Origin of the sequence: Streptomyces sp. NBC_00459 (assembly GCF_036013955.1) — a bacterium.
Taxonomy (GTDB): domain Bacteria; phylum Actinomycetota; class Actinomycetes; order Streptomycetales; family Streptomycetaceae; genus Streptomyces.
On record NZ_CP107903.1, the window covers coordinates 1478539 to 1496557 of the forward strand.

12 protein-coding genes and 1 rRNA gene are annotated in these 18019 nt (G+C 68.8%); 8 read left to right on the forward strand and 5 right to left on the reverse strand.

All coding sequences use genetic code 11. From position 1 onward, the window contains the following. Positions 1-250: 250 nt before the first annotated feature. Positions 251-1776 (reverse strand): 16S ribosomal RNA (locus OHN74_RS06335). A gap of 565 nt (positions 1777-2341) precedes the next feature. Between OHN74_RS06335 and OHN74_RS06340 the strand changes: the two genes are divergently transcribed. Further along, positions 2342-2791 (forward strand): PTS sugar transporter subunit IIA, encoded by a 450-nt coding sequence (locus tag OHN74_RS06340; protein ID WP_327693553.1) that lies wholly within the window; start codon positions 2342-2344, stop codon positions 2789-2791. A gap of 77 nt (positions 2792-2868) precedes the next feature. Next, the gene (gene ptsP, locus OHN74_RS06345) at positions 2869-4539 is read left to right on the forward strand and encodes a phosphoenolpyruvate--protein phosphotransferase (RefSeq protein ID WP_327700012.1); all 1671 of its coding nucleotides are present in this window, start codon (positions 2869-2871) and stop codon (positions 4537-4539) included. A gap of 122 nt (positions 4540-4661) precedes the next feature. On the opposite strand, the gene OHN74_RS06350 is transcribed toward ptsP, so the two are convergent. Both OHN74_RS06350 and OHN74_RS06355 read right to left on the reverse strand, forming a co-directional pair. After that, positions 4662-5555, reverse strand: a complete 894-nt coding sequence (locus tag OHN74_RS06350; protein WP_327693554.1) for a hypothetical protein — start codon at positions 5553-5555, stop codon at positions 4662-4664. Positions 5556-5577: 22 nt separating this feature from the next. After that, positions 5578-6852, reverse strand: a complete 1275-nt coding sequence (locus tag OHN74_RS06355; protein WP_327693555.1) for an MFS transporter — start codon at positions 6850-6852, stop codon at positions 5578-5580. A gap of 45 nt (positions 6853-6897) precedes the next feature. On the opposite strand from OHN74_RS06355, the gene OHN74_RS06360 reads away from it, so the two are divergent. Continuing rightward, positions 6898-8217: an aminotransferase class I/II-fold pyridoxal phosphate-dependent enzyme gene (locus OHN74_RS06360; RefSeq protein ID WP_327693556.1), complete on the forward strand. Its 1320-nt coding sequence runs from the start codon at positions 6898-6900 to the stop codon at positions 8215-8217. Between the two features lie 20 nt (positions 8218-8237). Here OHN74_RS06360 and OHN74_RS06365 read toward each other — a convergent pair whose 3' ends face one another. Beyond that, positions 8238-10214, reverse strand: coding sequence for an acetoacetate--CoA ligase (locus OHN74_RS06365; protein WP_327693557.1), 1977 nt, complete (start codon positions 10212-10214; stop codon positions 8238-8240). A gap of 181 nt (positions 10215-10395) precedes the next feature. On the opposite strand from OHN74_RS06365, the gene OHN74_RS06370 reads away from it, so the two are divergent. Then, complete coding sequence (locus OHN74_RS06370; RefSeq protein WP_327693558.1) at positions 10396-12762, forward strand: glycoside hydrolase family 31 protein; 2367 nt, start codon at positions 10396-10398, stop codon at positions 12760-12762. Positions 12763-12768: 6 nt separating this feature from the next. On the opposite strand, the gene OHN74_RS06375 is transcribed toward OHN74_RS06370, so the two are convergent. Further along, positions 12769-13302 carry an NUDIX domain-containing protein gene (locus OHN74_RS06375; protein ID WP_327693559.1) on the reverse strand — a complete coding sequence of 178 codons (534 nt, stop codon included), beginning with the start codon at positions 13300-13302 and terminating at the stop codon, positions 12769-12771. A gap of 243 nt (positions 13303-13545) precedes the next feature. Between OHN74_RS06375 and OHN74_RS06380 the strand changes: the two genes are divergently transcribed. From OHN74_RS06380 to glpK, 4 genes are all read left to right on the forward strand, one after another. After that, positions 13546-13971, forward strand: a complete 426-nt coding sequence (locus tag OHN74_RS06380) for a Zn-ribbon domain-containing OB-fold protein (protein ID WP_327700013.1) — start codon at positions 13546-13548, stop codon at positions 13969-13971. Then, on the forward strand, positions 13968-15158 hold the full coding sequence (locus OHN74_RS06385; protein ID WP_327693560.1) for a lipid-transfer protein: 1191 nt from the start codon (positions 13968-13970) through the stop codon (positions 15156-15158). Before OHN74_RS06380 ends, OHN74_RS06385 begins: the two co-directional genes overlap by 4 nt. A gap of 487 nt (positions 15159-15645) precedes the next feature. After that, entirely contained in the window at positions 15646-16371 is a 726-nt protein-coding gene (locus OHN74_RS06390) for an MIP/aquaporin family protein (RefSeq protein WP_327693561.1), read from the forward strand. Between the two features lie 58 nt (positions 16372-16429). Then, positions 16430-17941 (forward strand): glycerol kinase GlpK, encoded by a 1512-nt coding sequence (gene glpK / locus OHN74_RS06395; protein ID WP_327693562.1) that lies wholly within the window; start codon positions 16430-16432, stop codon positions 17939-17941. Positions 17942-18019 lie beyond the last annotated feature (78 nt).

The window sequence follows — 18019 nt, forward strand, 5'->3', positions numbered from 1 at the left end:
TCTACCGGGGCCGGCACTGAAGGCGGCTTCACAGCCGTACCCTCAGACACCCAACAGCGTGCCCGACCATGTCCCGCCCGGAGATCATGCTTTCCACGCCCTCTTGCGAGAGCAGTACTTACAAGCCTCCGACCCGTGAACCCGGCCGAATAATCAACGTTCCACCCATGAGCAACCAGCACCGGACATTCGCCGATGTACTGGCCTCTGACCACGACCCCGAAGAGCCCTGGTAAGAAATGCTCCTTAGAAAGGAGGTGATCCAGCCGCACCTTCCGGTACGGCTACCTTGTTACGACTTCGTCCCAATCGCCAGTCCCACCTTCGACAGCTCCCTCCCCGTGAGGGGTTGGGCCACCGGCTTCGGGTGTTACCGACTTTCGTGACGTGACGGGCGGTGTGTACAAGGCCCGGGAACGTATTCACCGCAGCAATGCTGATCTGCGATTACTAGCAACTCCGACTTCATGGGGTCGAGTTGCAGACCCCAATCCGAACTGAGACCGGCTTTTTGAGATTCGCTCCGCCTCACGGCATCGCAGCTCATTGTACCGGCCATTGTAGCACGTGTGCAGCCCAAGACATAAGGGGCATGATGACTTGACGTCGTCCCCACCTTCCTCCGAGTTGACCCCGGCAGTCTCCTGTGAGTCCCCATCACCCCGAAGGGCATGCTGGCAACACAGAACAAGGGTTGCGCTCGTTGCGGGACTTAACCCAACATCTCACGACACGAGCTGACGACAGCCATGCACCACCTGTACACCGACCACAAGGGGGCACCATCTCTGATGCTTTCCGGCGTATGTCAAGCCTTGGTAAGGTTCTTCGCGTTGCGTCGAATTAAGCCACATGCTCCGCTGCTTGTGCGGGCCCCCGTCAATTCCTTTGAGTTTTAGCCTTGCGGCCGTACTCCCCAGGCGGGGAACTTAATGCGTTAGCTGCGGCACCGACGACGTGGAATGTCGCCAACACCTAGTTCCCACCGTTTACGGCGTGGACTACCAGGGTATCTAATCCTGTTCGCTCCCCACGCTTTCGCTCCTCAGCGTCAGTAATGGCCCAGAGATCCGCCTTCGCCACCGGTGTTCCTCCTGATATCTGCGCATTTCACCGCTACACCAGGAATTCCGATCTCCCCTACCACACTCTAGTCTGCCCGTATCGAATGCAGACCCGGGGTTAAGCCCCGGGCTTTCACATCCGACGCGACAGACCGCCTACGAGCTCTTTACGCCCAATAATTCCGGACAACGCTTGCGCCCTACGTATTACCGCGGCTGCTGGCACGTAGTTAGCCGGCGCTTCTTCTGCAGGTACCGTCACTTTCGCTTCTTCCCTGCTGAAAGAGGTTTACAACCCGAAGGCCGTCATCCCTCACGCGGCGTCGCTGCATCAGGCTTTCGCCCATTGTGCAATATTCCCCACTGCTGCCTCCCGTAGGAGTCTGGGCCGTGTCTCAGTCCCAGTGTGGCCGGTCGCCCTCTCAGGCCGGCTACCCGTCGTCGCCTTGGTGAGCCACTACCTCACCAACAAGCTGATAGGCCGCGGGCTCATCCTTCACCGCCGGAGCTTTTAACCCCCACAGATGCCTGCAGGAGTATTATCCGGTATTAGACCCCGTTTCCAGGGCTTGTCCCAGAGTGAAGGGCAGATTGCCCACGTGTTACTCACCCGTTCGCCACTAATCCACCCCGAAAGGCTTCATCGTTCGACTTGCATGTGTTAAGCACGCCGCCAGCGTTCGTCCTGAGCCAGGATCAAACTCTCCGTGAATGTCAACCCGTAATCGGGTCACACCACGAGAGCGGAACAGTCAAGCGGAATAAGCCCGACCGTTCACAGCGTCCTCGCTGTGTTTACTACTTCAAAGGAACCTCGCCCTCCCGAACGGGAGAGACGGGGTATCAACAAACTTGGCGTTGATTTTTGGCACGCTGTTGAGTTCTCAAGGAACGGACGCTTCCTTCGTACTCACCCAAGAAAATCTTTTAGGCTTTCCTTCGGGCGCTTCCCTTCGGTGTTTCAAACTCTATCAGTGTTTTTCCGGCCCCCTGACCACCGTTCAGCAAGCATGCAGAACGAGACCCCGGGATAGGATCTGACAAGTTGGATGCTGCCAGGCAAAGACGCTTGATCGCGTCACTCCGCCCCAGGCAGGAGAACGACTGTACACGGGCCATCGGAGCGGGCGCAAATCGATTGCGTGGGCCTCCAGGGACGCCAACCGGCCTCTCTCCCACGGAACCGGCACTTCATATGACATACGCTGCTCAACAGTGTGCCGTCCGGGAACAGGCAGCGACGGCCCGTATGAATCTCCACCCCCGGGAGGCTTCCCTTGACCACCGTGACGTCCCCTCTTGCAGGACGCGCCATCGGACTGGCCGCCGTGCCGGATCCGGTCTTCTCCGGGGCCATGGTCGGCCCCGGTACCGCGATCGACCCCGTGCGTGAACCCTCGGAGGCCGTCGCCCCCGTGACCGGAGTCATCGTCTCGCTCCATCCGCACGCCTTCGTCGTCGTTGACGACGAAGGCCACGGTGTACTCACTCACCTCGGTATCGACACCGTGCAGCTCAATGGCGAGGGCTTCGAACTGCTCGTCAACAAGGGCGACACCGTGACACGTGGTCAGAGCGTGGTGCGCTGGAACCCGGCCGCCGTGGAAGCCGCCGGCAAGTCCCCGGTGTGCCCGGTCGTGGCGCTCGAAGCCACGGCCGATTCCCTCTCCGATCTCATTGAGGACGGCGCTGTGAAGGTGGGCGACAGCCTCTTCGGCTGGCAGTGACGTCCGCGTCGGCCCACGACGGTATGCAGGAAAACCACTGCGGCGGCGGGACCCGCCGCACTATCGGAGACGGTGAGATGGAGACAACGCTGCGAGGCGTCGGCGTGAGCCACGGTGTGGCGATCGGCGAAGTTCGGCACATGGGGACGGCAGTACTCGAACCGCCTGCCAAGCAGATCCCGGCGGAGGATGCCGAGCGCGAACAGGCGCGTGCCCGCCAGGCTGTGGACGCTGTGGCGGCAGACCTGAACGCACGCGGCAATCTGGCAGGTGGCGAGGCCCAGGCAGTGCTCGAGGCGCAGGCCATGATGGCCCAGGACCCCGAGCTGATGGCGGACGTGGATCGGCGTATCACGGTCGGCAGTACGGCCGAGCGCGCCGTGTACGACGCGTTCGCCGCGTATCGCGCTCTCCTGGCGGGTGCCGGCGAGTACCTCGCTGGTCGCGTGGCTGACCTGGACGACGTGCGGAATCGTATCGTCGCCCGGCTTCTCGGGGTGCCCATGCCCGGTGTCCCCGACAGCGACGAGCCGTACGTCCTTATTGCTCGCGACCTCGCCCCCGCCGATACCGCGCTGCTGGATCCGACTCTGGTGCTCGGCTTCGTCACGGAGGAAGGTGGGCCGACCAGTCACAGCGCGATCCTGGCGAGGGCCCTCGGTGTGCCCGCTGTGGTGGCGTTGCCCGGTGCGGGTGAGCTCGCCGAGGGCACAGTGATCGCGGTGGACGGCAGCACGGGGGAGATCTTCGTCGAACCCAGTGCGGAGAAGAAGGCCCAGTTGCAGGCGGCAGCTGCCCAGCGCAAGGCGGCGCTGGCAGCCTCGACCGGCCCGGGCGCCACCTCCGACGGTCACAAGGTGCCGTTGCTGGCGAACGTCGGCGGGCCTGCGGACGTACCGGCTGCCGTCGCGGCGGGGGCCGAGGGCGTCGGGCTCTTCCGTACCGAGTTCCTTTTTCTGGACGACAGCAAGAATGCTCCGTCAGAGGCGAAGCAGGTCGAGGCCTACCGGCAGGTACTCGAGGCCTTCCCCGAGGGGCGCGTCGTCGTTCGGGTGCTCGACGCGGGCGCGGACAAGCCGTTGGACTTCCTGACGCCTGCCGACGAGCCGAATCCTGCTCTGGGTGTGCGTGGTCTGCGGACCCTGCTCGACCACCCCGATGTGCTGCGTACGCAGCTCACGGCGCTCGCGAAGGCCGCGGAGGGGCTGCCTGTCTATCTTGAGGTCATGGCTCCGATGGTCGCGGACCGTGCCGATGCCAAGGCGTTCGCGGATGCGTGCCGTGCGGCCGGTCTGCGGGCGAAGTTCGGTGCCATGGTGGAGATTCCGTCGGCCGCACTGCGGGCTCGGTCGATCCTGCAGGAGGTCGAGTTCCTGTCTCTGGGAACCAACGATCTCGCGCAGTACACCTTCGCCGCCGACCGTCAGGTGGGGGCGGTTTCTCGTCTGCAGGATCCGTGGCAGCCCGCGCTGCTCGACCTGGTCGCGCTGTCCGCCGAGGCGGCGAGTGCCGAGGGCAAGAGCTGTGGTGTCTGTGGTGAGGCGGCCTCGGATCCGCTGCTCGCATGTGTGCTGATCGGTCTGGGTGTCACCTCTCTTTCCATGGGTGCGGCTTCGATTCCCTATGTGCGGGCGTCGCTGGCCAAGTACACGCTGGCGCAGTGCGAGCGGGCTGCTGCGGCGGCCCGCGCTGCGGACAGCGCCGACGAGGCTCGCGACGCTGCTCAGGCTGTGCTGTCGGGCGAGTAGTCGGCCGATCGGTCAGCCGCCGCCGTAGTTCGTTCGTTCGTTCGGGCAGGCTCAGTGCAGACCGTTCGTCGGGCGAGGGGGCGTTCCACTTCGTGTGGGGCGCCCCCTCGCCCGTTTCTCGTTCAGTGGGTGTGGCCCGTCGTGGGTTCTCCTTCTCCGAGGTCGGGGGGTGTGCAGTAGTCGACGTCCGGTTCGGGGGAGATGAGGTCGCCTGAATCGGCGTCGGTGCAGTAGGCGTCGAAGACCTCGCCGGCCGTCAGCGGCTGGACACCGTCACCGCGCAGGCGCCAGCCGTAGATGCGGTCGGTGGTGCCGGGGGCAGTGGTGCGCATGACGAGGCCTCCGGGACTCTGGGTGGCGAGGCCGAGAGCCAGGATCGTGGTGAATTCGAGGACTTCGGCCTCGTCGAGTTCTGTCCCGTCCTCGCTGTCATCGTCTGCGTGGAGGACGGCGACGAGTGTTTCCGCTGGTGTCGTGACACTGCAGACGAGGTGCCTGTTTCCTTGCGGGGCGGTGTCGAGGATGCGGACGAGGAGGTTCGAGGCACGGCCGAAGGCTGCGCGTCCGATGTCCTCACCGCAGGATGCGCAGGCTCCGATCCGTGCCAGGAGTGTGGCGGCGTACTCCCAGGTCGCCTGACGGACGGCCTCGTCGACCAGGTGCGGAAGCAGTTCGGCGAGTGGTTGGCCGTCGTACGGAACGGTCGGGCCCGTGGTGGCCAGTTCCGCTGTGAAGCGGGTGCGGCTGGACGGGGCGTCCGGGTCGAGGCCGGTGGCGGTGCAGAATTCGGCGTACTCCTCAGGGTCGAAGAGCGCGACGGTGGTGTGGTTGCCCTGGGCGGCGAGGCTCTTCAGGAGAGCTTCCACCTCGCGGAGGTAGGCCGTGTGGTTCTGGAAGGTGAAGGTGCGGTAGCGCCGCATCGCCCGGAAGTCGTGCTCGTCGGTCAGCAGGCCGATGGTGCCCGCGATCTCGCGGCGCAGAACGCGCCGCATGGTCGGGTGGCCGGTGTTCGCCATGGTTCCCCCTGTGTGCTGTCGATCAATGCTCACTCACAGTAACGGGGGCCACTGACAACGGCTTTCGGGTCAGGCGGTCGCGGACGAGGCGGTGCTGAACCACGCAGGTCACAGCGATGCCAACGCCGAAACCGGCCCAGCCGAGAGGACCGGTGGCGATGGCCGTGGTGACAGCCAGTGGACCGATGGTGCGCTGGACGGCTTGCGCGAGTCCGTGGACGCCGAGGTACGCGCCCTGGGCGGTGTCGGAGGCGAGGGCGACGGAGAGTTCCCAGGAGACGGTGGCATGGAGTATCTCGGCCAGGGTGAAGGCGGCTGCCGAGGCGGTGAGGAACAGCGTCGCGGAGGCTGCCGTACCGGTTGCCGACAAGGCCATCGTGATGCCGCCCAGGGCGAAGACCGCGGAGAGTGGGAGCAGGAGCGTGCGAGCGGCCTTGGTGGTGGTGCCGAAGCGGGCCAGGGGGACCTGGAGGACCACCACCATCACGTTGTTGAGAACCATCAGCAGCGGTGCCAGGCCGGTCGGTGCGCTGCCGGTATGGGCGATCCAGAGGGGCAGGCCGACCTTGAAGACCGCGTCGTCGAGGAAGAGGACGGCCTCGGTCACGACGTAGGCGAGGTAGGTGCGATCGCGCCAGGGATTCGCGGGCCTGGTCGTGGGTGTGGCGTCGGACGACGTGGCTACCGTGCGGGAGGGCGAGGGGGGTTCGGCGCAGCGGAGGGTGAGAATCGCGGTGACGACGAACGTGAGTGCGTCGCCGACGAGAAGCCACTGGTATGCCGTGGTGGTGCCGAGGGTCAGGGCCGCGGCGGCGGCGAGGCCGCCGAGTGCCCAGCCCGCGTTGGCGGCCGTCCGGTTGATCGCCTGGTAGCGGACGCGGTCCGGTCCGGCGACGCGGGTGGCATAGAGCTTCGTGATGACGCTCGACGCGCGGTCACCGAAGCCTCCGACGGCCGTACACGCGAGGAGCAGCGCGTAGTGGTCGGTCGTGAGCAGGGCGAACGAGGCCAGAGCGCGTATCAGTTGGAGGGCGACCAGGACCCGGGTGAGCGGAAAGCGGTCGGCGAGGCGGCCGCCCATCGGCGCCCCGGCGATGCCGATGGCTCCGGCGGCGGCGACAAGCGTGCCGACCTCCGCGATGGAAAGGCCGGACACGTAGGTGAAGTAGAGGACGGAGACGGATGCCCACAGACCGCTGCCTATGCGGTCGACGAGGGTGATCAAGAGCATTCTGCGGCCGTGCGGGCCTCCCGGTGTGCGGTCGGCCCAGGCTTCCGCACGGCGCAGTGGATTCACGCTTCCCCCTTGCTTCAATTTATGTACTGATACATACTCTCCAACGTGGCAACACAATATGGGATCAGTGGTACGACGGCCAAGGGAATTGCCTCGTCCGTCGAAAGAGGTGTGTCCGAGGGGCTGTTGGGGCCGGGTGTCGCACTGCCTCCCGTGCGTCGGCTCGCCGATGAACTGGGGGTGAGCCCGGGGACGGTCGCGACGGCCTACAAGGAGTTGCGGCAGCGCGGGATCGTGGTCACGCGCGGCCGGGGCGGGACTGTCGTGGCGGCTGCTCCCGCGGTCGCCTCACGACGGCCCCCCAAAGTCCCGGACGGACTGCGCGACCTGGCCGGCGGGCACCCGGATCCCCGGCTGCTTCCCCGGCTGGTGCCGCCCTCGCGCCTCTCCCCTGGTGCCCGCTCCCATCGCGCGACGCCCCGGGTGACGCGGCTGGAGCATGTCGTCCGGGAGTGGCTCGGGCCCGACGGGGTGCCCACGGAGCACGTGGTCTTCGCCCACGGGGCGCTGGATCTCATCGGGCGGCTGCTGTCGGTGGAGCTGCGACCCGGTGATGCGGTGGCCATGGAGGACCCCGGATACCACCATCTGCTGGATCTGGTGACCGCGCTGGGGCTGCGCAACGTCCCTGTCGCCGTGGACGACGAGGGGCTGCTTCCGGAAGCGCTGCGAGAGGCGCTGCGAGCGGGTGTGCGGGCCGTCGTGTGCAGTCCGCGCGCGCAGAATCCGCGAGGTGGCTGCTTCTCGGCGGCGCGCCGGGACGCTCTTGTCGCGGTGCTCCGGGAGGAGCCGGAGGTCCTCGTGGTGGAGAACGATCACGCGTCCGCCGTCGCGGACGCTCCCTTGTACACGCTGACCTCGGGTGGACCGGCCCGGTGGGTACACGTCCGTACGGTGAGCAAGTTCCTCGGGACCGACCTGCGGTGGGCCGCGGCGGCTTGCGACCCGACCACGTTGGCCCGGCACGACGGACGGATGCTGCTGACGTCAGGCTGGGTCAGTCATCTGCTCCAGGAGACCGTGTACGCGCTGATGACTGACGACGGCACGCGCGCGTTGGTCGCACGCGCGCGGGAAACGTACTCGTCGCGGCGGACCACGCTCCTGCGGGAGCTCGAACGGCACGGGATCCCGGCACAGGGAGCGAGCGGGATGAACGTGTGGGTGCCCGTGCCGGACGAATCCGCCGTGGTGAACGGGCTGCGGTCGTACGGCTGGTGGGTCGCTGCCGGGGCACGGTTCCGGCTCGCGTCCGGGCCCGCGGTACGGATCGCGGTGGCGGACCTCCAGTCGGCCGACGCGGCGCGGCTGGCCTCGGACTTCGCCGCGGTGCTGGTCGAGTCCGAGGCCACCTACGGTGGTTGACCGCTGTTTCCGAAGGCCGGTCAGGCGCGTTTGCGGGCCAGCTCTGCGTAGAAGTGCAGCAGTTCGAGGTTGTCGATGGAGCCGGGGTTGACGGCCTTCTCCAGGGGGCTGCCCTGGAGAAGCCGCTTCACCGGGACCTCGATGCGTTTGCCGGTGAGGGTGTGCGGCACTCCGGGGACCTCGATGACCTCGTCGGGGACGTGGCGCGGGGAGAGCTGTTCACGGATGGTCTGTTTGATGCGGTTCAGCAGGGCCTCGTCGAGGACGGCTCCGGGCGCGAGGTGGACGAACAGAGGCATCCAGTAACCGCCGTCGGGTTGTTCGACGCCGATCACGAGCGATTCCTTGATCTCGGGAAGCCGTTCGACGGCTTCGTAGATGTCGGCCGACCCCATGCGTACGCCCTGGCGGTTGAGCGTGGAGTCGGAGCGGCCGTGGATGATCACGGAGCCGCGCGAGGTGACGGTGATCCAGTCGCCGTGGCGCCACACTCCGGGATAGGTGTCGAAGTAGCTGTCGTGGTATCGGCTGCCGTCCGGGTCGTTCCAGAAGCGGATGGGCATGGACGGCATCGGGTTGGTGACCACGAGTTCGCCGACCTCGTCCACGAGGGGTCGTCCGCTGGGGTCCCAGGACTGGAGGTCGGTGCCCAGTCCTGGCGCCTGGAGTTCGCCGATGTGCACCGGGAGGGTCGGTACGGCTCCTGCGAAGCAGGAGCACACGTCCGTGCCACCGCTGACCGAGGCGATCCACATCTCGGCCCCGCTCGCCGCGAACTCGTCGTGCAGCCAGCGGAATCCGTCGGGGGGCAGCGGCGATCCGGTCGTGGCGACGCACTGCACCCTGGACAGGTCGAAATCCCTGGCCGGGTGCACTCCGGCCTTGTGGCAGGCCATGACGTACGCCGCCGAGGTGCCGAAGAGGGTCGCTCCCGTACGTTCGGCGATCCGCCACTGGGCGCCCGTGTCGGGGTAGCCGGGGCTGCCGTCGTAGAGGACGATCGTCGTGCCCGTCAGGAGGCCGGAGACAAGGAAGTTCCACATCATCCAGCCGGTGGACGTGTACCAGAAGAAGCGGTCCTCCGGCCCCAGGTCGCAGTGCAGGCCGAGTTGTTTGAGGTGTTCGACGAGGATGCCGCCCTGGGACTGGACGATCGCCTTGGGAAGGCCGGTCGTGCCCGAGGAGTAGAGCACCCACAGGGGGTGGTCGAAAGCGACCTGCTCGTAGGTGGGGGTCACGTCCGCGGACGTGAGGGCGGACCATTCCAGGGCGCCTTCGGGGGGCTCGGTGCCCAGCAGCGGGATGTGGACGACGGCGCGCAGGGTGGGCAGTTCGCGGCGGAGTTCGGCGACCGTGTCACGGCGGTCGTGCTCCTTGCCGCCGTAGCGGTAGCCGTCGACGGTGAACAGCACGACCGGTTCGACCTGCTGGAAGCGGTCGAGGACGCTGCGGGCCCCGAAGTCGGGGGCGCAGGACGTCCATACGCCGCCCACGGCGGCCGTGGCGAGCAGAGCGACCACGGCTTGGGGAACGTTCGGGAGATAGCCGCTCACACGGTCTCCTGGGCGCACTCCTAGCGTACGCAGCTCGGCGGCGAGGGAGCCGACCTGGCGGCGCAGCTCCGACCAGGTCACCGGGCGGGGTTCGTGGGTCTCGTCGACGTGCAGGAGGGCCGGTTCGTCCGCGCGGGTGTCCGCGGCGCGCAGGGCGTGTTCGGCGTAGTTGAGCTTCGCGCCGGGGAACCACTGCGCGCCGGGCATCGAACGTTCGCCGAGCACGCGCGCGTAGGGCGTCGAGAAGCGCACGTCGAACCACTCGGTGACGGCCTGCCAGAACGTGTCGAGCCGGTCCACGGACCAGCTGTGCAGTGCAGCGTAGCCGCCGTCGGCGGGGGCTCCGTGCTGCTCGGCCGCCCACGCCTGGAACCTGGTGATCCGGGCCCGGGCGACGCGTTCTCGGTCGGGCTGCCAGAGGGGCGTGGGGTTCGTGGTGGACATGGGGCGGCTCCCGGACGGTGCTCCTGACACGGCTGACACGGACCATGCCATCTGATCGACTCCGACACCAGGGTGCGCCGCGCGGGGGTCGTGTCGTGGAGATGAAGATGTGGTCCCTACCAGGGTGAACGGCTGCTGAACTGTGCGCCCATCGGGTGAAGTCAGTGGCAGGCTGAGCAGCATGGAAGGTCGTGACCTGGTGCGTTCGGTGAGGGCGGTCGGTTCGGCGGGGGCGGCCCAGGGGTTGCGTACCGTACGGGCCGCCTGGCGCCGTCGGCGTGCCGACGCCGCCGGGCTGCCGCCGCGGGGTGCCGAGCGCGCGCGGGTGCCCGGGCCCGTGCGGGACGTGGAGCCGGGGCCCGGTGGTGGTGTCGTCCGGTTCGCGAGGTCCGAGCTGCGGATCCTTGTCGCCGTCAACGGGGCTGTCTTCTGGGGCTGGGACGGGGCCGGTCCCGAGCCGTCGTACGCGCTCGCCGACCGCTGTCCTGAGCCGGATCCCCGTGCCTCGCTCGAACCGGACACGGAGGGCGGCTGGCGGGTCGTGGCCGAGCGGGTGACGGTCGTGGTCTCGCGGCACGGTGCGGTGGAAGTGCTCACCCCCGGAGGGGTGAGCCTGCGACGGGAGCTGCCGCCTCGCTGGTGGGAGCCCGTGGGTGGTGGCACGAGTCGCTGGACGCAGCGCTCCGAGGTGGCCGCGGACGCGCGGTTCTTCGGGCTCGGCGGGCGCGGCTCGGGACCGAGGTTGCGCGATGGAACGTACCGCCTGTGGAACACGGGTCCCGGCCGTGCCTTCGGTCCCGGCGACGATCCGCTGTCCATCACCATGCCGGTGCAGTTGGTGGTGGCCGACGCGGCGACCCATCTGGTGTTCCAGGACACCTCCTGGGACGGCACGGTGACACTGCGGGAGGGCGAGGAGGGCGCGGGTTCGGGACATGACCGGGCCGGCACGTCCGAGCTGCGGATGGACGGCGGGCCGCTGCGCTGCTGGATGATGGTGGGCACCCCCGCGCGCGTGCTGCACACCTGGGCCACGCTCGCGGGTGCGCCCGCGCTGCCGCCCTCGTGGGCGCTGGGGCACCACCACGCGCGCCGGGGCCTCGGCGGCGAGCAGGAGGTGCGGCGGGTCGTCGCGGGCTACCAGGAGCACGATCTGCCGCTCGACGCTGTCCATCTGGGCATCGAACACTTCGACGGGCACCAGGTGTTCACCGTCGACGAGGACCAGTTCCCGAAGCTGCCGGCCCTCGCCGAGGATCTGCGGCGCGACGGCATACGCCTGGTGTCGATCGCCGGACCCGCGGTCAGGGCCGAGCCGGGCAACGCCGTGTACGACAGCGGGAGCGCCGAGGACGCGTTCGTACGGGATGCGTCGGGGCGGCTCGTCCGGGGAGTCGCGTGGCCCGGGGAGTCGGTCTACCCCGACTTCACGCACGCGCGTGTGCGTGCGTGGTGGGGCCGGATGTACGAGGAGCGGCTCGGGCAGGGGTTCGCCGGTTTCTGGCACGACATGGACGAGCCCACGTCCTTCACCGCTTTCGGCGAGTCGACGCTGCCGCGTTCGGCCCGCCACGCACTGGAGGGGCACGGCGGCGACCATCGCGAGGCACACAACGTGTACGCCCTGTGCATGGCCCGAGCGGCCTACGAGGGGTTGCGTGAACTGGCACCGGAGGAGCGGCCGTTCATGTTCTCCCGCTCCGGCTGGGCCGGTATGCAGCGCTACGGAGGGGCGTGGTCCGGGGGCGTGGCGAAAGGCTGGCCGAGGCTGCGGGAGTCACTGTCGCTGGTCATGGGGCTCGGGCTGTGCGGGGTGCCCTTCTCGGGCCCTGATGCGGGCGGCTTCGAGGGGAGCCCGTCGCCTGAGCTGTATCTGCGGTGGCTCCAACTGGGCGCCTGTCTGCCGCTGTTCCGTACGCACGCGAGTCTGCGGGCGGGGCGCGGGGAGCCCTGGGAGTTCGGTGCGGACGTCCTGGCACACGCGCGCGTGGTGCTCGTCGAACGCCGGCGCCTGCTGCCGTACTTCATGACGCTCGCGCATCTGGCGCGTCTCACTGGGGCGCCGTACGTGCGGCCGTTGTGGTGGGGGGCGCCCGAGGAGAGGGCTCTGCGCGACTGCGAGGACGCCTTCCTGCTGGGTGACTGTCTTCTGGTGGCGCCGGTGCTCGACCCGGGTGTGGACCGGCGAGCGGTGCAGCTGCCGCGCGGGCGCTGGTACGACACGGTGACGGAGCAGGCGTACGAGGGGCCGGGTCAGGTGCTGGTGGACGCTCCTTTGTCGCGGATACCGGTTCTCGCGCGCGCGGGCGCCGTCGTCCCCGTGCGGGGCGACGACGGCGGCCTGGAGTTGGAGGTGTGGGCGCCCGCCCGCGGCCGTACCGGGGGCGGGCTGGTGGTGCAGGACGCGGGTGACGGGTGGGCGGAGCCGGAGATCGAGCGGTACGTCACGCGCTGGGAGGGGCGTCGGGTGGTCGTCGAGCTGGACGGGGAGGACGGCGTGAGCGAGCCGGCCCACCCCGTGCGCGTACGAGGCCTCGCCGGGCGCTGAGCGGGCTCAGTAGCGGCCCTCGAACCAGGCGCGTGCGGCCACCGTGTGCAGCGGGAAGGCGAGCTCCTCCGGCCTGCGCAGAAGGTGCCAGCCGTCGGTCTCGTCCGTGGCCGCGGACGGCGGCAGTTGGTCGGCCGGGCGTTCCGGCAGGGTTCCGAAGAGCAGCAGGTGCCCGTCGGGCGAGCTCAGCGCGTCGACGAGCCGGACGTCGCGGCTCGCCGCCTCGATCCCTGTCTCCTCCCTGAGTTCACGGACCACGGCCTGGCGCCAGTCCTCGCCATGGTCGACGTACCCGCCGGGCAGGGCGGTGCCTCCGCGCGCGGGGGCGATGGTTCGGGTGATGACGACCAGGGCGGCGCCCTTGGTGTCGTACACGGGCTGGAGTGCCACTGCGACGGGCAGCGGGTTGCGGTAGGCCACGGTGCCGCAGGCGGGGCAGGTACGGGGCCAGCCGGAAACGCCCTCTCCGTAGGGCGCTCCGCAGCTCGAACAGTGGGAGCCCGGCGCAGAGTTGTCGGTTGATAGTTGTTTTACGGACACGCGGCGGACTGTATCCGATCATGCGGACCGGGGCCTTCCGGGGGCGCCCCGGGACCTTGCCTACGGCGGGGACGGCCGGAACCACCCCCGTGGACCCCGGCCGTCCCTACCCGATACGACGACGCACACAGGGCGCGTGCGGTTCTGTGCGACGGCTGCCCAATCCGATGTGACCGTGCCACACTTCTGACGTTCCGTCAGATCCAGGTCTCTGGAGGGGATGTGGCACGCGTCCGTACACCTGTGGTCGCCGGGTGGTTCACGGAGGACCGGGACGGCTTCCGGCTCCTCGGCACCCGCTGCTCGGCCTGCGCCTCGGTCTTCTTCCCGCGAGAGGACGTCCATTGCCGCAATCCGGGGTGCCCGGGCGGCGGGCTGGACGAGGTGCCGCTGTCCCCTCGTGGGCGCGTCTGGTCGTACACCGACGGCCGATACCGGCCTCCGTCACCGTATGTGACCGATCCGGAACTTCCGTGGGAACCGTACGCGTTGATCGCTGTGGAGCTGGAGTCCGAGCGCATGGTGGTACTGGGACAGGCGGTTCCAGGGGTCACCGTCGCCGATCTGACGGTGGGCATGGAGGTGGAGATCGTACCGGGAGTGCTCCACGAGGACGCGGAGACGACCTGGACGACCTGGCACTGGCGACCGACGGGGGCGGTGGGATGACCGGAGAGGTGGCAGTGCTCGGGGTGGGCATGCACCCCTGGGGCAAGTGGGGGCGCGGCTTCACCGAGTACGGCTCGGCCGCCGCGCGCGCGGCACTCGCCGACGCGGGGGTCGACTGGCGGGACGTCGACTCGGTCGTCGGTGCGGACACCGTGCGCGGCGGCTATCCCGGGTATGTGGCGGGGGCGACGTTCGCCAAGGCGCTGGGCTGGCAGGGCGCCCGGGTTACCAGCGTGTACGCGGCGTGTGCGTCCGGGGCGCAGGCGGTCGCCGTCGCACGCGCGCAGATCCTCGCCGGGCTCGCGGAGGTGGTGCTCGTCGTGGGCGCGGACTCGGCACCGAAGGGGTTCTTCCGGCCGGCCGGGGGGGACCGGTCCGACGATCCGGACTGGCTGCGGTTCCGAATTCTGGGGGCGACGAACCCGACGTACTTCGGGCTGTACGCGCGGCGGCGGATGGCCGTACACGGCGACACCCTGGAGGACTTCGCGCAGGTCAAGGTGAAGAACGCCGCCCTGGGCGCCCTCAACCCGAACGCGCGCTACCGCAAGCGGGTCACCGCCGACGAGGTGGCCGCGTCCGCGGTGGTCGCCGATCCTCTTCGGCTGCTCGACATCTGCGCCACCTCGGACGGCGGGGCCGCCCTGGTGCTGACCGGCATGGATTTCGCGCGCCGGCACGGGGTGGCGGAGCCGGTGCGGATCCGGGCGGTGTCCACGGTCACACCGCGGTACCCCAGCACCGTGCTTGACCTGCCTGACATCGCCACGGACTCGGCGGCGACGGTGGAGCCGGCGGGCGGGACCTTCCGGGCGTCGATCGCACAGGCGGCCTACGAGGAAGCGGGCATCGGCCCCGAGGACCTCTCCCTGGCCGAGGTCTACGACCTGTCCACGGCCCTGGAGTTGCAGTGGTACGAGGATCTGGGGCTGTGCGGTGAGGGCGAGGCGGCGAAACTGCTGCGGGAGGGCGCCACGACCCTGGGCGGGCGCATACCCGTCAACACCAGCGGCGGCCTCGCCTCCTTCGGAGAGGCCGTGCCCGCGCAGGCCATCGCCCAGGTGTGCGAGCTGACATGGCAGTTGCGGGGCGACTCCGGGGACCGGCAGGTCGCGGGGGCTCGTGTGGGCATCACCGCCAACCAGGGCCTGTTCGGGCACGGTTCCTCCGTCATCGCGGTGCGGTGACGTGAGGTGAGGTGAGGTGAGGTGTACGAGCGTGGGCAGATCTCGCGTGAACGCCTCGTGAACCGAGCCCGGGCGGATGCCGCCGGCACCTTTGCCGACCTCGCGGGCTCGCCGCCCTGTACGACGCCGTGCGCGAGGCGGGGCGGCTGCCGTTCGGGGGTGGCACCGCGCCCGGGCGCGGTGAGGGCGGAGAAACGAGCGCCTCAACCATTGTCGTCGGCGACCTTGACGCCCACAGGAGGTCGGAGAACACTTCCGGTGTCAGTCGGCAATCGCCGCACATTCTCGGCGTATTCAGACAATGCGCCGTGCGGGCCCCGCTGAGCAACGGGCCCGTCCCTGCGTGCGATTCGGCTGTGGCAGCACGCTCGTCACGGAAGCCGGATGGGCGCGGGAACACCCCGCTCCCGGCTGAAGTAGCCATGGGAACGCACTCTTCACGGTCGACCGGGGCCGGATCGCCCCGGGCGAGGGCCCAGGAGCCGCCATGAGCAATGGGGACGTCTTTGTCGGCGAAATCATCGGTACAGCGATTCTGATCCTCTTCGGCGCGGGTGTGGTCGCCGCCGTCGTACTGAACTACTCCAAGGCCAAGGACGCCGGCTGGGTCGTCATCACATTCGGCTGGGGCTTCGGTGTGCTGGCCGGGGCCTACACCGCCGCACCCTTGTCAGGCGGGCATCTCAACCCCGCGGTGACCGTCGGGATCGCCTTCGACACCGGAGACTGGGACCAGGTGCCCGTCTACATCGCCGGTCAGACGGTCGGCGCCTTCCTCGGCGCGATCCTGTGCTGGCTGGTCTACTTCGCCCAGTTCCAGGCCAACGCGGAGGAGGAGATCGCGCAGCCGACGCTGGGGATCTTCTCGACCACGCCGGCGATCCGCAATCCCGTCGCGAACCTCGTCACCGAGATCATCGCGACCATGGCTCTGGTGCTGCCGATCCTGGCATTCGGTCTGACCAAGGGGCTCGGCGAGTCCGGCACGGCGATCCTGATCGTCTCCTTCCTGGTGGTCGGCATCGGCCTGTCGCTCGGCGGTCCGACGGGGTACGCCATCAATCCGGCCCGTGACCTGGGCCCGCGTATCGCCCACGCCCTGCTTCCGATCCCCAACAAGGGCACCTCGGACTGGAGTTACGCGTGGATCCCGGTGGTGGGGCCGCTGATCGGCGGCGCGCTGGCGGGGATCGTCTTCAACGCGGCCTTCTGACACGCACGCGCGCGTGCCGGGGCCTCAGACTTCCGGAGCTTCCCACGAAGGGGACGTCATGACGGACAAGTTCGTCGCCGCGATCGACCAGGGCACCACGTCCAGCCGGTGCATCGTCTTCAACAAGGACGGCGCGATCGTCGCCGTCGACCAGCGCGAGCACCGCCAGATCTTCCCCAAGCCCGGGTGGGTGGAACACGACGCGACCGAGATCTGGTCGAAGGTCCAGGCTGTGGTCGCGGGCGCGCTCGCCAAGGCCGGGCTGCGCGCCGACCAGCTCAGCGCGCTCGGCATCACCAACCAGCGCGAGACGACGGTCCTGTGGGACCGCGCAACGGGCAAGCCGGTCCACAACGCGATCGTCTGGCAGGACACGCGTACGGCGGCGCTCTGCCACGAACTCGGCGGCGCCGACGGACAGGACCGATTCCGCGAACAGACGGGACTGCCCCTGGCCAGCTACTTCTCCGGCCCCAAGGCGGCCTGGCTGCTGGACAACGTGCCGGGGCTGCGCGCCCGCGCCGAGCGCGGCGAGATCGCCTTCGGCACCATCGACTCCTGGCTGATCTGGAACCTGACGGGCGGCACGGACGGCGGACGGCACGTCACCGACGTGACCAACGCCGGCCGCACCATGCTGATGGACCTGGAGACCCTCCAATGGGACGCGTCCATCCTGGCCGCGATGAACGTCCCCGAGAAGATCCTCCCCGAGATCAGGTCCTCGTCCGAGGTGTACGGCACCGCGGTGGGCCAGCTCGCGGGCGTCCCCGTGGCCTCCGCGCTGGGCGACCAGCAGGCCGCGGTGTTCGGCCAGGCCTGCTACGACGTGGGGACGGCCAAGAACACGTACGGCACCGGCAGTTTCCTGCTGCTCAACACCGGCAACCGGCCCGTTCCCTCCAAGAACGGCCTGCTGACCACGATGGGTTACAAGATCGGCGGCGAGGCGCCCGTCTACTGCCTCGAAGGGTCCATCGCGATCACCGGCGCGCTGGTGCAGTGGTTCCGCGACCAGCTCGGCATCATCCGTACCGCCGACGAGATCGAGACGCTCGCCGCGAGCGTCGACGACAACGGGGGCGCGTACATCGTGCCCGCGTTCTCCGGCCTGTTCGCGCCCTACTGGCGCTCCGACGCACGCGGGGTGGTCACCGGTCTCACGCGGTACGTCACCAAGGGGCATCTGGCGCGCGCGGTGCTGGAGGCGACGAGCTGGCAGACGCGGGAGGTCGTGGACGCCATGTTCCAGGACTCGGGGGTGAGCATCACGACCCTGAAGGTGGACGGCGGCATGACGAAGAACAACCTGCTGATGCAGCACCAGGCGGACGTCCTCGGGGTGCCGGTCATCCGTCCGAAGGTCTCCGAGACGACCTGTCTGGGAGCGGCGTACGCGGCCGGCCTGGCGACCGGGGTGTGGAACGACCTCGACGAGCTGAAGTCGCACTGGCAGAAGGACGTCGAGTGGACGCCCGCCATGGAGGCGTCGGTCCGTGACCGTGAGTACCACAACTGGCGCAAGGCCGTGGAGAAGAGCTTCGGCTGGGAGGACGACGGCCGGGACTAGAGCCACCGCTCGCGGGACACGTCCACGCGCGCGTGCCTTTGGACCGCGGCCCGTACCCCGGTCGGCGGGGGTACGGGC

What these genes read in the sequence shown, in the direction of transcription:
- ptsP (WP_327700012.1), top strand. Translation starts at nt 2,869, where the DNA reads ATGGAGACAACGCTGCGAGGCGTCGGCGTGAGCCACGGTGTGGCGATC.
- OHN74_RS06350 (WP_327693554.1), bottom strand. Translation starts at nt 5,555, where the DNA reads ATGGCGAACACCGGCCACCCGACCATGCGGCGCGTTCTGCGCCGCGAG.
- OHN74_RS06365 (WP_327693557.1), bottom strand. Translation starts at nt 10,214, where the DNA reads ATGTCCACCACGAACCCCACGCCCCTCTGGCAGCCCGACCGAGAACGC.
- OHN74_RS06370 (WP_327693558.1), top strand. Translation starts at nt 10,396, where the DNA reads ATGGAAGGTCGTGACCTGGTGCGTTCGGTGAGGGCGGTCGGTTCGGCG.
- OHN74_RS06385 (WP_327693560.1), top strand. Translation starts at nt 13,968, where the DNA reads ATGACCGGAGAGGTGGCAGTGCTCGGGGTGGGCATGCACCCCTGGGGC.
- OHN74_RS06390 (WP_327693561.1), top strand. Translation starts at nt 15,646, where the DNA reads ATGAGCAATGGGGACGTCTTTGTCGGCGAAATCATCGGTACAGCGATT.
- glpK (WP_327693562.1), top strand. Translation starts at nt 16,430, where the DNA reads ATGACGGACAAGTTCGTCGCCGCGATCGACCAGGGCACCACGTCCAGC.